Genomic DNA, 15,689 nt, shown 5'->3' with positions numbered 1-15,689 from the left:
GTATAACAACTGAATTGATTTGATTAAAAGCAGAAAAATTTTGATATGAGAATATGCATTTCTTCGATTATTCTTCTATTTACTTTCCCCTGTTTCTCTGTGAAGGCTCAATTAATTCCCGATAATAGTTTGGGAAAAGAAAATTCTACTGTCAATCCTTCCATGGAAAGAGATTTAATTGAAGGAGGTGCAATTCGCAATAATAATCTTTTCCATAGTTTTAAAGAATTTAATGTAAATCCTAGCCAAAAAGTTTATTTCAGCAACCCGGATAGTATTACTAATATTCTCACGAGAGTAACTGGAAACAATGCATCGAAGATTCTTGGTACTTTGGGAGTTGATGGTAATGCGAATTTATTTTTAATCAATCCCAAAGGAATTATATTTGGTGAAAACGCTTTTTTAGATATTGCTGGTTCGTTAAGTGCTACTACAGCAGAAAGTATTTTTATTGATAATTATGAATTTAGTGCTGTAAATCTAAATGAAACACCTTTATTAAAGATAAGTCTGACTCCCGGTTTACAATATGGGAAAATTAATCCTCAAAGCGAGATTGAGAATCGAGGTGTTTTAAAAGTAGGTGAAAAACAGAATTTAACGCTTTTGGGTGGAAGAGTTTTTCATCAAGATACAGGTTCCTTAATTGCTCCTGGTGGAAAAGTTGAAGTTTCAGGTTCAGATATTAATTTAAAGGGAACTGTTGATACTCGTGGTTCAAATGGTGAAGTTGGAACTTTGTTAATTGACCCGAAAAATATTTTAATTGAAGAGAATGGTAATTTAAGCGGTGATGATATCAGTCAAACTTTGGCTGTAAATAACGTAGTTTTGCAAGCTAATAACGATATTACCGTTGATGATGATATTACCGGAATTGGTACGAATAATTTAACTTTAGAAGCAGGGCGATCGCTCACTATTGGCGAAAATCGAAATATTTTTTTAACTGGCGGTAGTTTCAACGCTAAAATAAACGATGAAAATGCTTTACCCAGTGAAAGAGATGCGGGGATTGCTGAATTTAAAATGAATCCCCAATCTTCAATCATTACTAATGGTGGAGATGTTAATGTTGTTTCGGGAAGCTTTGCAAATAACAGTCAAATAAATACTTTATCAGCTGCTATTCTCAGTTATAAAATTAATGGTACAAGTGGAAATATCAATCTTTCAGCTATTGGTGATATTGCAACGGGACGTTTGATAAGCGGTATTTTAAATCCGGATGATGATTCTTCCTTGAATGCTGGGGATATCAATATCAATAGTACGAATGGAGATATATTAACTACCGATTTTATATTTGCTAATTCTTTAATTAAAGCGGGAAATATCACTTTAAAAGCAGAAAATAATATAAATCTTACTGCCCAACAAGCTGTAGAAACTGGTAATATCAGTTCGATCGGTGGTAGGGTTGCAGGAAGCATAAATTTAGATGGTGAAAATATATTATCTCAAAACGTCCGCACGCTCAACGGTATTCTTGGAAATGGTATTGGTAACGATATCAATGTTAATACTAAATCATTGACTGTCGAAAATGGTTCTATTATCGCTTTAACTTTTGGTGAAAGTAACGGAGGAAATTTATTTATTAATGCAGATGAGGAAATGATACTCCGTCAAAGTTCAGTAGCTACAAATGCTGATGGAGGTAGTAGCGGTGATGCTGGCAATTTAACTATAAATACAAAACGGTTGACAGTTCAAAGAATACCAAGTTTGCCTTCACCTTTTGGTGTTGGTATTGGTACTAGAACCGATACTAATACCACTGGAAACAGTGGAGATTTAACAATTAACGCTACTGAATCTATAGAAATCATTGGCGATCGCCCTGGAAGTTTTGTACCCCAAGCAAATCAAGTAGTAAATTCGCTGCTTAGAGGAGATGACAGAACGGGAATCACTACATCTGCAGAGGGAAGTGGAATGTCAGGAAAATTAATCATCGATACATCCAGATTGATAGTTCGAGATAATGCTGCAATTGTTACCGCTCCATTTTTTGGAGGAGGAGGGGATTTAAACATTAGTGCAAAGGAAATTTTTTTAACAGGTGAAGCGGGAATTGGAACAGGAAATCTCTTCGGAGAAAATGCTGGAGATTTAAAGATTAATGCTGAAAAAGTTATTTTATTAAATGGTGCGAATATCGGTACAGCCAGTTTTGAGCAAGGTAATGCAGGTAATTTAGAACTTTCAGTAGCACAGCTAAGTATTAGTAATGGTTCTACAATTAATTCAGCAACTATAGGAGAAGGTAATGGTGGAAATTTGATTATCAAAGATGCTCAATTAATAGAAGTTATTGGAACTTCAGAAGATGGAAGTTTTCCTAGTAATATTAGTGCTTCTTCTTTAGGTAGTGGAAATTCTGGAAATTTAAATATTACTACCGATAAGTTAAATGTTCGTGATGGAGGAGAAATTACAACAGCTACCGATATTAATGGGATTGGAGGAAATATTGATATCAATACTCGCACTTTAGAAATAAACGACGGCAGAATTAATGCTTCTACAACAACTCCTCAAAAGGGAGGAAATATCAATATCAACGCTTCCGAATCTATAGAAGTTATTGGTGGGGGATTTGATAAATTACAAGAAAATATTATTATCCCAGCCTTTGACGGTAACAAAAATAGTCTTACCTTAAATAATTTTGATAATGGTATCGTTACCGCTTCCCAAGGAGAAGGTGATTCGGGAAATATCTTAATTAATACTCCTAATTTTAAAGCATCGAATGGCGGTTTAATTGCAACCACTACATTAAATCAAGGAGCGGGAGGAGATATCACCATTAATGCTTCCGATATTTTAGAAATTGATAATTCTCTTCTAGGTACCGGAACATTTACCACCGAAAATTCTGGTAATATTGCTTTAACAGCGCGTCAATTAATTGCAAAGGGAGGCGCACAAATTCTTACTACTACCTTTGATGCAGGGAAAGCGGGTAATCTAAATGTAAATATATCAGATTCAATTGATTTAATCGACCCTTCCGAACAAGGTTTTACTTCTGGGTTATTTGCAACTTCATTTCAAAACGCTTCGGGAGACGGGGGAAATATTACAGTTAAAACCGGGAATTTTAATATTGTTGATAGAGCAGCGGTTTCCGTCAGTGGGGAAGGTGTGGGAAATGCTGGGAATATTGATATTGAAGCTTTGAAATTATTCTTAGATAATAGTTCGATTACCGCTCAAAGTGTTTCTGGTGAAGGTGGGAATATCACACTTACAATTGCAGATTTACTATTATTACGCAATAACAGTACAATCTCAACAAGAGCCGGAACAGAGAATAGCGGTGGTGGAAACGGTGGTAATATTACAATTAACGGTGGTTTAGTTGTTGCTGCACCCAATGAAAACAGCGATATCAACGCTAATGCATTTCAAGGAAACGGTGGAAATATTGATATCACAACACCTGGAATATTTGGAATTCAATTTCGAGAACAAACAACTCCTCAAAGCGATATTACCGCAAGTTCCGAATTTGGAATTGATGGTGATTTCGATTTAAATCTGCAAGAATTAGATATTACATCCGGTTTAGTTGAACTCCCCGAGAATTTAACCGATGCTGCTGATAGAATTAGCGCTGGTTGTCCCACCGACGAAGAAGCAAGGTTTGTAACATCAGGAAGAGGTGGAATACCGCAAAATCCGAAACAAACATTGCAAAACGAAGTTGTTTTACAAGATTTAAGAAATATTGCTTCCACCCCCTCTACCCCTTCTACCCTCTCTTCCCCTTCCCAAATCAAAGAAGCTACCGGATGGATTGTTAACAAAGATGGGGATATTGAATTTATTGCTGATAATCGCATAATTAAACAAACTACTTTTAAGAAAGATAGCTGTCAAAAATAATTTGTTGTAAACAATGTGATTATTTAGAGACGTAGCAGTGGTACATCTGACTTGAAATCGGGATGAATCATTATGACCGAAATAACTGCGAATTACGATGAAACTTGGAAAGAAGCAATTACTGAAATATTTTGATTGTTTTTTACAATTCTTTTATCCAGAAATTTATGCAAAAATAGATTGGAATAAAACACCTATTTCCTTAGATAAAGACAGGACTTACGCAAGTGTCACAAAACTCTGGTGGTGCGTGACACTGAAAACATTGTTACTACGTTCAAAGTTAATCAAAGTGTCACAGCACCCTACAAAGAAAATATGCCAGTTGCGGCCATTCCTAAAAGAATTTAATCAAATTGATGATGTCGCGCTTTTGGAAAGTTTAGTTGTAGAAACAATCAGCGTTAATTCTCCGGAAGATTTTCAACAGCTTATTGATTCTCAATCATCGGATAATGATTAATTTAAATTAGTTTGATTTTTTGAATTATTCGGAATAAAAAATATGGTGCGTGAATATAATTCGTAATTCGTAATTCGTAATTCGTAATTAATGCCCCATAAATAAATTTAGGGGCTTCGACAAAACCTAAAATAACATCCACGGATAAATCCGGGGGTTTCAAACCATTAATGTTTTCCTGGTGACGGCAATATTCAATTATCGTTATGATTAATAATTTATCGTAGCCGTCATCCACTCAATAAAATAAGGTTTTGCGTTTTGATACCCAATTTCGGGCACCAACTTACAAATATACTAAGCTGGTTGTCAGAAAAAATTGCATCTGTGGTGGCAAAATTGTTAAAACTAACTAAGGTAATAGTGTATTAGAGAAAAGTAAAAAACATGAATATTCAGCTTAAACCCGAACACGAGCAACTAATTCAAACCCGACTTGCAAGTGGTAGATATGAGAATGCAGATGATGTTATCGTCAAAGCGTTAAAATTACTCGAAAAATGGGAGAAGGGTTATCAGGATTGGGAAGAAGAAACCCGAAAAAAAATAGCTGTTGGACTTGCTCAAATAGAACGTGGAGAGGTAGTTGATGGTGAGGTAGTCATGGCGCGATTGCAGGATAAAATACGGAAAGCGCGTGATAACGAAGGGTGATGCAATACGTCTTAGCACAAGAAGCAACTCAAGATTTAGATGATATTTTAGATTATTTCCTAAGTCATAATATTGATGCTGGAGAACGATTTATACAAGAGTTTAATAAAAAATGTAAGTATCTAACACAATTTCCAAATATAGGCAGGAGTTACGCAAATCTTGACCCAATGTTAAGAGGAATACCTGTAGATGGTTATATTTTATTTTACCGGGTATTTGAAGATAATATTGAAATCGTCCGTGTAATTAGCGGCTACCGCGATTTAAAATCTGTATTTACTGATGCAGATGATGAATGACCGAAACCACCGCTAATTATAACGATGCTTAAAAAATGGGTCTCAACCGAGATTTAAGACAATAATCGGAAAATGGTTAATTTAAATTAGTTTGATTTTTTTTATTATTCGGAATACAAAATATGGTGGGTGACGGCAATATTAACAATTATCGTTATTATTTATAATCTTTTGTAGCCGTCACGCACCCTGCTGACTAATACTTACAGAGCGATTTATGCTGTAAAAATAGGGGGAACAATCTATGGACTTTGAAAGTGCGATCGCACTTTCAAATATGCCCCAATCGTTATAGTATCGACCAGAAGCGATGCTCACGGTAACTATCACTAAACCCCTAAAACTGCGATTTCTGGCTTTGCGTCCGGTAAGTCACTTGAATAGAACTACAATATAAAGCGATGCAGAAACTCCTGATTTAGTAAGAGATTCAGCTTCTTGCAAAACCTCAATAATCAAATCTAGCCTTGTTTGCTCAACACCTCTTGAAATGGATGAGTTAGAAGCACTCTTAGTTGAGTTCGGTATCTTGGATGATGATACCAAGCACGCAGATATCATTGGTAAAAAAGCTGAAGAAGTACCTGCTAGCTAATAGTAAATGATGTCTTGAGTAAAGGTAAAGGTAAAACTGTATATTCTAGCTTTTACCCTTTACCCTTTACTAAAATGCTTCAATCAACTCTTACTTTTCCTGAAATCCCAAGTAGTTACCAGTAGTAAAAAAGGCAGAGAAATATGTCACCCGCAGATAAGAAGAACATTCTCGAAGAAAGAAAGCAGCTAGTTAACGAAGTTTTAGACGCTTATCCTGAGAAAGCTAAGAAAAGACGTACTAAGCACCTCAACGTTCACGAAGAAGGTAAGAGTGATTGCGGCGTAAAATCTAACGTCAAGTCTCTTCCTGGTGTTATGACCGCTCGTGGTTGTGCATATGCAGGTTCTAAAGGTGTGGTCTGGGGTCCGATTAAAAATATGTTTCATCTTTAAAATAAAATGCTTTAAACTGCTTGTAATGAACATTTTGTATTGCTTTTAAATGTTCGTTATAAGCAGTTATTTTTTAGGGCATATTTAGGATGAAACAGGTGCATCAAGAGGATATAGATGATTTATTTGATGAATTTGAAGTTCCAGCAAGTACCGACGGAAGCTACATGGGTACGCAGAATCAAGTTAAGGCAACGCAAGAGTATATGGATAAAAAGATTGAAGAGAAGTTGAAGGATATAAATGCAAGGCTTAAAGCAAGTAAAAGTAAAGTAAGTATCAAAAGAGTAGGAAATACTCTACAGTTAAGGGCTACTCTTCCTTTGAAACCTGGCGATACAAATAAATCGGGGAGAAGTAAAAAGCAATATTTTATTTCTTTAGGTATTCCAGCAAATTTAAATGGTCTAAAAACTGCTGAAGAAGAAGCTTATGAATTAGGTAAACTGATTGCAAGAAAATGTTTTGAATGGAATGATAAGTATTTAGGTCAAAACGCGAATCCGCAGGTATTCAAAACTTTTGAGCAAGTATTAGAAACTTTAGAAAGCGAATATTTTAGTACTAGAAAAAGAACTATTAAAAGCGAACATAGTTTTTGGCATTTATATAAACGATATAAACAATATTTTGAATCAGATTTACCAGTTACAAGCGAAAATATTATTAAAATTATTCAAAGTATTACCTCTCCAACCTCACGCGACCAAGCAATTAGAATTGCGAGAGTATTTTCCAAAATTCATGGGATAGAAGTAAATTTCAAAGACTTAAAATTACCTGTTGTTCCGAATGATAGATATATACCTTCCGATATCGAAATTATAGAAGCTTTTGAAAGATATCAAGAAAAAGGTCAAAATTCAAAAGTAAGAAAGGACTATAGAAATTCCTGGAAGCTACATAGATTAATATTCGGATTAATTGCTACCTACGGTTTAAGACCGCGTGAGGTATTTAATCAGCCAGATTTAGATTGGTTTTTAAATGATGAAAATACTGATAATATTTGGAAAGTTCATAAATCCAATAAAACAGGTTACAGAGAAGTTTTACCTTTTGTACCAGAATGGGTAGAATTATTTGAATTAAAAAATCCAGAAGCTATCTGTTTGCTGAAAGAGAAAATACAAAAAATAACTAGTTTTCAGGAATTATCGCACTTAGTTCAAACTAATGCTCGGTGGTTTAGACGAATTCTAGATTTACCGTTTGAACCTTACGATTTGAGACATGCTTGCGCGATTAGAGCGCATATTCAAGGTTTACCAATCAAAGCATCAGCCGATAATTTAGGACATTCTGTAGAAATGCATACCAAAGTTTATCACCGGTGGTTCTCGTTGGAAAATCGCAAGCAAGTTATGAAATCTGCAATTAACAAAAAATCACGAGAACAATTAGAAGCTGAAAACATCAGATTAATCGCAGAAAATCAACGCCTTAAAAATGAACTGGATAAACTACAGCAGATATCATCTTATCCCAAGGCGATCGCACAACCAGAAATGCCGCTACCATAATAGATCTATAATTCTTCACTCGCATTTTAGGGTAGATTCAGGATTTCTCAAACTGAAGTTAAATTAGTAATTTGATTTGTGTGCTGCTCTTTTCAAGAGGTTTATTTAGGGTAAATTCAGGTTATCTTATCATTAAGAATTGGGAAAATACTATCAATCGGATTTTTTAGCTGTGGGGAAATATCACGATTAAGGACATGATCCACATCAGCCACGGTCCCGTTGGTTGTGGTTACTGGTCTTGGTCTGGTCGTCGTAACTATTATATTGGTACCACTGGTGTTGACACCTTCGGTACAATGCACTTTACTTCTGACTTCCAAGAAAGAGACATCGTTTTTGGTGGAGACAAGAAGCTCGCCAAAATGATTAACGAAATCGAAGAACTCTTCCCCCTCAACAGAGGTGTATCAGTTCAATCTGAGTGTCCCATTGGTTTGATCGGTGATGACATCGAAGCGGTTGCTAAGAAAGCTTCCAAAGATATTGGGAAGCCAGTTATCCCCGCTCGTTGTGAAGGTTTCCGTGGTGTGTCTCAGTCTTTAGGACACCACATCGCTAACGATGCTATTCGTGACTGGGTATTCCCTGCTGCTGATAAAGCTGCTAAGGAAAATACTCTAAATTACGAACAAGGTCCTTATGATGTAGCAATCATTGGTGACTACAACATCGGTGGTGATGCATGGTCTAGCCGTATCCTCTTAGAAGAAATCGGCTTGCGCGTAGTCGCTCAGTGGTCTGGTGAGGGCGAGTAACTATTAACGAGCGCCGTATGCCGATTGCGACGCTAACTTCTTCAGATGCGATCGCGTTCTTTGCTAATCGTGAGTAATTGTGAAACCCGTACAAAAAATATCCGCTTGTAGTTGATTCCTTGCTTGAGGATTACTGACGAGCGGCTATTGTTTTATTTGTTGAATATTTCAAACATGAGTGTAGCACATATTAGCCTATTGTTGATGAAAAGCAATTTCTCTTTTGAGGAATTCTAATAAGGTAATCGCCACAAATAATCTGAACAGTAAATAAGTATAAAATTCGTCATGCTTTTAAGGTTTAACCATACCAGTATGTTCTGAGTAATATATTTAATTTTTTATTTTTATAAATTACTTAGAATAATAATTTAGAGTGATTTTACCTAATTTATACTGATAGATAAAATGTTCTATTTAGTAATTAAAAAAATAAACTACTCAAAAGTAATATTTAAATGTAATTTTAATTTCTTGTTATTTTATTAATATCTATTTAGTATTAAAGAGTTAAAACTCATTAATCTTTGATTTCTTGAGAGTTAATTTTGATTATAAATCATCAAAATTAACCTCATGAAATAGTGTTGCATCTGAATAAAAATAGGATTGTTGAAAAAAATTTTCTCGTTGATGAGAGATATGACAATGCTACGTCTTTAGAGAGATTTCTGCTTTTGGACGATAAAAATTCATATATAGATTCCGCAAATGGCTAAACAACTATCCGCGATACCTTGTTTATTATGCCACTTGCTAGTGAATAATACCTTAATACTTTAAGTTTACATTTAATTTATTACGTAAAAGATATTTATCTGCGTTAAATCAGATGAAAATAACTTCCTCATTTCTGCTAATTATATTTGGGGTATTGCTTGCGATGACAAGTACGTCAACTTCTGCACAAACCTGCTTGGTATCAGATTCTAGTGACAGCAAATCATTTGGTTATGCCGTTTCTGTTAATAACAATTATTTAGCAGTTGGTGACCCAGAAGCAAATCGCGTTGTTATATATAGCCGCAATGGTAGTCATAATTGGGTAAGAACAAGAGAAATTTTGCCTCCAAAAGGTTCTGCTGCTGAAGTTGTCGGCTCTGGGTTTGGTTATGATATTTCTTTAGATAAATCGACTTTAGTTATTGGTGCATACACTGAGAAATATAAACCAAATAATCAAGAAAATTTTCAATATACCAATCAACTTGGAGTATCTTTCTCTGGCGGAGTATATCAAGTTTTGCTTGATAAGAAAGCAGAAGTGAAACGGATTGATGCACTTAGCGGTGGTGAAATTTCTGGTTTCTCGGTTTCCTCAGATGCAGGAATAATTGCTTTTAGTATCAAGCAAGAAGAAAAACCTGGTAGATGGATTGGCAAAGTCAATTTGTTAACTGAAGGTGATGTAAAGCAGATTTTGTCACCTACAAATAGTGCAGAGCAGAATTTTGGTGTTGATATCGATCTTAAAAATAATCTCCTTCTTGTTGGTTCACCGTTTGATGATACAGGAGCAGCTTGGTTATTTGACTTGAAATTACCAGAAAATCAACCCCAAAGACTTGCTGTTCCCAATGCTCATATGGGAAGTACTGTAGCAATTTCTGACCAATTTGCTGTGGTTGGTGCAGTGGGAGGATTTACTTACGCTATACCACCAAAAACCTTAATTACAGGAATTAAAGATGGTTCAACAACAGTTATTGATGGAGTTGGTGAACTTTCTTTAGACCACAATATTTTGGCAAGAATGCGTCCCCGTTCAAATGATGGTGAGCAACAAGCCCTTTTAGAACTATTTAACCTTGACGATAACGCTACACCTCGTCTTGTGAAAGAGCGTAGAGATATAGATCGCGCTCTACTTCAAAACAGCCTTTTGACAACTGTTCAAAAGACCTCTTCTGGCGTAAAGCTCTGCATAGAGCAGCATATTACATCAAAAGACTAGTGGTTCGCCAAGCGAACTTTGCTGGGTTTAGCGTGGAAATAAAAAGTTTTTTCTCCCCCTGCTCCCTCCGCTTCCCCTGCTCCCCCTGCCTGCCCTTACCCGGCAATTGTGGCTTGCCAGAGTACTAGTCCGCTAATTTTCATTTTATTAACTTTTTGGAGAATATTGAAATGAGCGTAATTGGTCCTGATAGTAGACAGGTTATTACTTCGTTTGGCACCTTTCCAATTTCCACGGTTACGACTGTTGATATTCAAACATCTGCTGGCTCTTTCGTTGGATCTGGAATTACAATTGCTCCCAATCACGTACTTACCGCAGGTCACAATCCTTACAATGCTAGCAATAATACAATTGCTACTAGTTTGCGAACAACAACCAGTGCGAACGAAGATGCTTTGAGAACTCGCATCATTGGTTTCTCTAGCGATCCACCAGCAAATGTTACCAATGTAAATTTTGTAGATAATTACAACGTAACAGGGAATCCTGGAGATGATATTGCTCTGTTTACCACTAGTGACGCACCAATTGCTGCAAGCGATGTAATTGGTCTGATTGCGTTTGTCGATCCTGCAACTACTACAGGTTTAACCATTGATACAGCAGGATATCCTGGAGACAATGTCTCGGGTAATATACCAGGTAACACTGGAGTGTTTGGACGCGATTTAGTACGTTCTCCAGGTGCAGCAGAATCACCAGGTAACATTGTTTTTACATCAAATGGACGTTTTTTCTACTCTCAAGATGTTGATACTGCTGGTGGTCAGAGCGGAAGTGGTGTATGGCATACTCTAGACGGTGACCCTAATCCTCGTGTTTTGGGTATTCATGCTTATGGAAGTAGTACGAACAACAGTGGTGTGCTGATTACAACAGATATTTATGATGAAATCATCGACCAGATTGAAACTGATTCTGGAACTACCAATGCTAATGACCTTCCAGAAAACGCAATCATTGGTGGTACTGCTAACGATGATATTTTCGGTTCTTACCGTAGAGAGCGCATCATAGGAAACGATGGTAATGACAGACTCTTTGGTGGTGGTGCAAATGACCGTTTAGAAGGTGGAGACGGTGTGGATCAAGCCCTTTTCTCGGAAATCTTCACCAATTACGACTTTACTATTACCGATCCTTTATTACCTGCATTTCAATTCATACATGCTCGTGGAAGTCAAAGTGACGCTACAGATACTACTAAAGATATTGAATTCGGTGTCTTTGAATTTGTTGATGCGGATGAGAATGGTACCGATGATGATGGAAATCTTTTCTTTGTTCCACTGCAAGTAGATCCTGACGACAATACAAAACTAAAGGATGGAGCTCTTATTACTCCCGAAGAAGATATTCTCGACGACGAGGGTAACAAGATTGGCACAATAACTGTTGAATCTCCAGCTTGGATGTTTGATGGCGATGTGAACTATACCCTTACTCTTGGTTCTGAACAGGGACTCTTATACAATTTTGCCTATATTTTTGACAGTTCCGGCAGTATGTCTGGAACAAGAATTGTAGAAGCTAAAGCTGCCTATCAAGAATTAACTCAATCCTTAATTGACGATGGTATTGCTGCCAATAGTGAATTTGCTGTCGTAGATTTTGATAGTTCTGCATCTTTATTCGCTCCACTAGATGCACCCACCACGATTTCTACTATTAATGGCTTAGTTGCTGGGGGTCTTACAAACTTTAATTCAGCTTTAGTTGAAGCACAAAATTTCTTTACATCGCGGAATAATAATGCAACTAATATTGCTTATTTTCTCTCTGATGGATTTAATAATGGTCCTGACTTCTCGTCAAGTGCTGCACAGCTACAACAATTAGCTGAGGTTCGTGCTTTTGGTATTGGTAATCCAAGTTTAAGTGAATTAAACATTGTAGATTCAGATGATGCTGTTGTGCTTTCAGATCCTGCTGATTTAATCACAGAATTTAATGCAGCAACCATAGATAAAAATATCATTGAACGTATTGACGTGAAATTAGCTGGTACCGTAGTCGATACAATCACTCCAGATCAATTAATTGAAGATACACTTGGTCTGAAGTTTGAAGGTACTATTGACGGACTCGAAGTCACCCGCACAGCAGAAAATGATGTCACCTTTGATGTGGTGTTTAATGATGGTACTCCTACTGCTTCTCTAGATTATAAAATTACCACGGGTCAGGAACAGGTCACACAGCAAACGGATAATGGAACAAAACAAATTATTACTTTCAGTGTGAATCAAACTGACTTCGTTGAGTCTACCCAAAGCCAGTCAATCAGCCAAGAGAATAATCAAAGCAATCTTGAAAATACTGTCGCAAGTCAGCCAGTAATTCGAGAAATCAACGCAAACGATCTTGATAATACTATCCAAGTTAGTGACGGTCAAAACACCATTTTTGGTAATGGTGGAAATGACCGGTTTATTCTCTTGGGTGGTGTCAACCTGGTAGATGGTGGTGTAGGTATCGATACTGTTGAAATCAATAAGACTCAAACTGATGCTGGCGGTGTTTCCAAAAACGGGAATATAGTCAATATCGGTACTGATAATACTTTGCTAAATGTAGAGTTTATTCAATTCAGTGATGTTCGACTAGCTGTTGATACACTAACCGTTACACCAACACTATCTTTAGCAAACCAGGGTATCTCCCTCGCAGAAGGTAATACTGGTTCAACTACTGCTACCTTTACTGTCAATCTTTCTAGTACCACAACTGAAGATGTAGTAATTGACTTTGCTACTCGTTCAGATAATGCAGATGCAGGAACTGATTTTGTCGAAAATACAGGTCAACTGACAATTGCTGCGGGACAAACTTCAGGTGATATTACGCTGGAAATATTAGGCGATACTGATGTTGAAGGGGACGAATCTGTATCTCTCGATCTGAGTGTGGTTTCTGGTGGAACATTTGCGAATGGAGCAACAACAGCAACTGCTGGGGTTAACATCATTGATGATGATAGTGTAATCAGTATACCAATTACAGGTGGAGATCCAACAGTTGTAGAAGGAGATTCCGATGCTCCATCGACTCTCACACTCACACTCGATCGCTTTGGCGGTTTAAATGGAACTGACACAATTAAAGTTGAGATTATTGAGAAAGGTGATAATCCTGCTCAAGCATCTGATTTTGTCGATGGTTTTTCTTCTAGCGAAGTTACTTTTGCTGCTGGTGAAGATACAAAAACAATTGATATTGCTATCAATCCAGATCGAGAAATTGAAGGTGATGAGACATTTGGAGTTAAACTAACAAGTGTTTCTGGCACTGCATTAGTTCCAAGTGAGGATTTGATATTTACAATACTTAACGATGACGCTAATACTCCACCAACCATTACCAGTAATCCAACATTCCAAGTTGCAGAAAATACCACAACAGTAGGAACAATTACTGCTAACGATGCAGATGGAAATGACCTCAGTTTCAGTATTACTGGTGGTGCTGACCAAGGATTATTTTCTATCAACGACAGTGGGGAACTAAGCTTTATCAACGCTCCCGACTTTGAAACTGCTGCTGACGCTGACGCTGATAACAACTACCAAGTCCAAATTGCTGTTTCCGACGGTGCTGAAAATGTAGCTCAAGACTTGACTATTACAGTAGAAAACGTTAACGAAACACCTACTGTTGATGATGCGACTTTCACTGTAGATGAAAACAGCACTTCTGGAACAGAAGTAGGTATTATTACCGCAACAGACCCCGAAAAAGAAGCTTTAACTTTTGCAATAAGTTCCGGAAACCTTGACCCAGATAATGATAGTAACCTAGCTTTTGCAATTGACCCCTCTACCGGAACAATTACCGTTAATGACAAAGATGACCTTGACTTTGAAGTTACACCTACTTTCAATCTAGAGGTTACAGCAACAGACGCAGGTGATTTAACCGATACTGCTAATATTACCGTCAACCTTAATGATGTTGCTCCTGCTCAGTTTGAGACTGAAAGTAATAACGGAATATTTACTTTGAATGGAGGAGACTCCACCAACGTCAAATTTACTCTATCTAACAATAACACCGAAAATGTAAACGAGGTTGGTGTATTTGTTGTAAATAATGAAAACGGTAATGTTGATGGTAATGCCCCTGGTTCCGACGGTTATCTCAAAGCAGCGCTACAAAGGTCACAAATAATCTTCTCAGCAATTTCTGACCGTCCTAGTGGATTTGACTTAGGAGATATTGAGCGGGTAATTGAAGTTGATTCTGACGCACATTTAGGCTTCTATTTGGTATCTAACGGTACAACTGATACAGCACTTGCGGAGTTAGCAGCAAACGGAACCACAAACTTACCCATATTCTTCTCCGATTCCTCCAACCTACAAGTATCTGATTTGGTTGCAGAAAGTTTTAATTTAAACTGGTCAGATGAAGCAGGTAATAGTGATTTCACTAATTTAGATTTAACTGTACAACTTACTCAAGATGCTCCTGCTTCCGCTACTGAATTACAAGGAAACCTACAAAATGAACTTATAGATTTGAGTAATGAATCAGGTCAAGTATCAGTTAGCGTAGAGGTACACCGAGAAGCCGCTTTCGATAACTTGATTGGTTTTTACCAAGTTCTTGACAGTAAAGGTGGAATTGATACAAATGGTGATGGTGTAATAGACTTTAATCCTGGTGATGCTGGATATGAAGAAGCTGCGTTGACAAACCGCATCACAAGTTTAGATTTGCTTCAAACCGATGAGCAACAAACATCTAGCTTTGATGGAACCTTCGACGGTGGAAATATTTTAGCTTCCTTCATGGTTGTAGATGGAACTGTAGATGAAGCAATCAACAACAACGCAGAAGTTTACTTCTCATTCTTGGGAGCAAACAGCGATGGAGTTGACCACATTCGCTTACTTGGTGACAATACTTTCGGTTACGAAGACCTAGCTGGTGGTGGTGATTTTGACTATAACGATATGATTGTTAAAGTTGATTTTCCCACTGTGTAAAGGTTGAACAAATTTAGATATTGTCTAGTAGCCCAACATACTAATCCGTAATTAAGAAGCCCTGGTAATATTCTGGGGCTTCTTTTTTGGAGTTTTGGGGAGCTAATCGAATACCGCTATATTCCTTATTGGAATCGAGTCCATGCTTCCACTT

The 15,689-nt window shown here is 37.0% G+C and carries 7 protein-coding genes and 3 pseudogenes; all 10 read left to right on the top strand.

Translation table 11 applies throughout. The features are described from left to right. Positions 1-99 precede the first annotated feature (99 nt). The 10 genes and pseudogenes from RIV7116_RS30570 to RIV7116_RS34340 all read left to right on the top strand — a co-directional run bounded on the left by RIV7116_RS30570 (position 100) and on the right by RIV7116_RS34340 (position 15,535). The gene (locus RIV7116_RS30570) at positions 100-3,900 is read left to right on the top strand and encodes a filamentous hemagglutinin N-terminal domain-containing protein (RefSeq protein ID WP_044291286.1); all 3,801 of its coding nucleotides are present in this window, start codon (positions 100-102) and stop codon (positions 3,898-3,900) included. A 97-nt stretch (positions 3,901-3,997) separates the two neighbouring features. Then, on the top strand, positions 3,998-4,363 hold the full coding sequence (locus tag RIV7116_RS36685) for a hypothetical protein (protein ID WP_015122210.1): 366 nt from the start codon (positions 3,998-4,000) through the stop codon (positions 4,361-4,363). Between the two features lie 387 nt (positions 4,364-4,750). Beyond that, positions 4,751-5,017: a type II toxin-antitoxin system ParD family antitoxin gene (locus tag RIV7116_RS30555; RefSeq protein WP_015122208.1), complete on the top strand. Its 267-nt coding sequence runs from the start codon at positions 4,751-4,753 to the stop codon at positions 5,015-5,017. After that, on the top strand, positions 5,017-5,319 hold the full coding sequence (locus RIV7116_RS30550) for a type II toxin-antitoxin system RelE/ParE family toxin (RefSeq protein WP_015122207.1): 303 nt from the start codon (positions 5,017-5,019) through the stop codon (positions 5,317-5,319). Before RIV7116_RS30555 ends, RIV7116_RS30550 begins: the two co-directional genes overlap by 1 nt. Before the next feature lie 433 nt (positions 5,320-5,752). Then, positions 5,753-5,914 (top strand): annotated as a pseudogene (gene nifH, locus RIV7116_RS36180) (nitrogenase reductase); the annotation flags it as partial. A gap of 143 nt (positions 5,915-6,057) precedes the next feature. Beyond that, positions 6,058-6,306, top strand: a pseudogene (locus tag RIV7116_RS30545) (nitrogenase); the annotation flags it as partial. Positions 6,307-6,398: 92 nt separating this feature from the next. Then, the gene (locus tag RIV7116_RS30540; protein ID WP_015122205.1) at positions 6,399-7,832 is read left to right on the top strand and encodes an integrase; all 1,434 of its coding nucleotides are present in this window, start codon (positions 6,399-6,401) and stop codon (positions 7,830-7,832) included. A 170-nt stretch (positions 7,833-8,002) separates the two neighbouring features. Further along, positions 8,003-8,584, top strand: a pseudogene (locus RIV7116_RS30535) (nitrogenase component 1); the annotation flags it as partial. An 889-nt stretch (positions 8,585-9,473) separates the two neighbouring features. Continuing rightward, entirely contained in the window at positions 9,474-10,544 is a 1,071-nt protein-coding gene (locus tag RIV7116_RS30530) for a hypothetical protein (protein WP_044291283.1), read from the top strand. Positions 10,545-10,714: 170 nt separating this feature from the next. Continuing rightward, a complete protein-coding gene (locus tag RIV7116_RS34340; protein WP_015122203.1) occupies positions 10,715-15,535 on the top strand; it encodes a cadherin domain-containing protein in 4,821 nt (1,606 codons plus the stop codon). Positions 15,536-15,689 lie beyond the last annotated feature (154 nt).

Origin of the sequence: Rivularia sp. PCC 7116, from assembly GCF_000316665.1 — a bacterium.
Classification (GTDB): Bacteria; Cyanobacteriota; Cyanobacteriia; order Cyanobacteriales; family Nostocaceae; genus Rivularia.
Note: the sequence above shows the minus strand (reverse complement) of the source record. Positions and strands in the feature narration are given on the sequence as shown.

What these genes read in the sequence shown, in the direction of transcription:
- RIV7116_RS36685 (WP_015122210.1), top strand. Translation starts at nt 3,998, where the DNA reads ATGAAACTTGGAAAGAAGCAATTACTGAAATATTTTGATTGTTTTTTA.
- RIV7116_RS30555 (WP_015122208.1), top strand. Translation starts at nt 4,751, where the DNA reads ATGAATATTCAGCTTAAACCCGAACACGAGCAACTAATTCAAACCCGA.
- RIV7116_RS30550 (WP_015122207.1), top strand. Translation starts at nt 5,017, where the DNA reads ATGCAATACGTCTTAGCACAAGAAGCAACTCAAGATTTAGATGATATT.
- RIV7116_RS30540 (WP_015122205.1), top strand. Translation starts at nt 6,399, where the DNA reads ATGAAACAGGTGCATCAAGAGGATATAGATGATTTATTTGATGAATTT.
- RIV7116_RS30530 (WP_044291283.1), top strand. Translation starts at nt 9,474, where the DNA reads ATGACAAGTACGTCAACTTCTGCACAAACCTGCTTGGTATCAGATTCT.
- RIV7116_RS34340 (WP_015122203.1), top strand. Translation starts at nt 10,715, where the DNA reads ATGAGCGTAATTGGTCCTGATAGTAGACAGGTTATTACTTCGTTTGGC.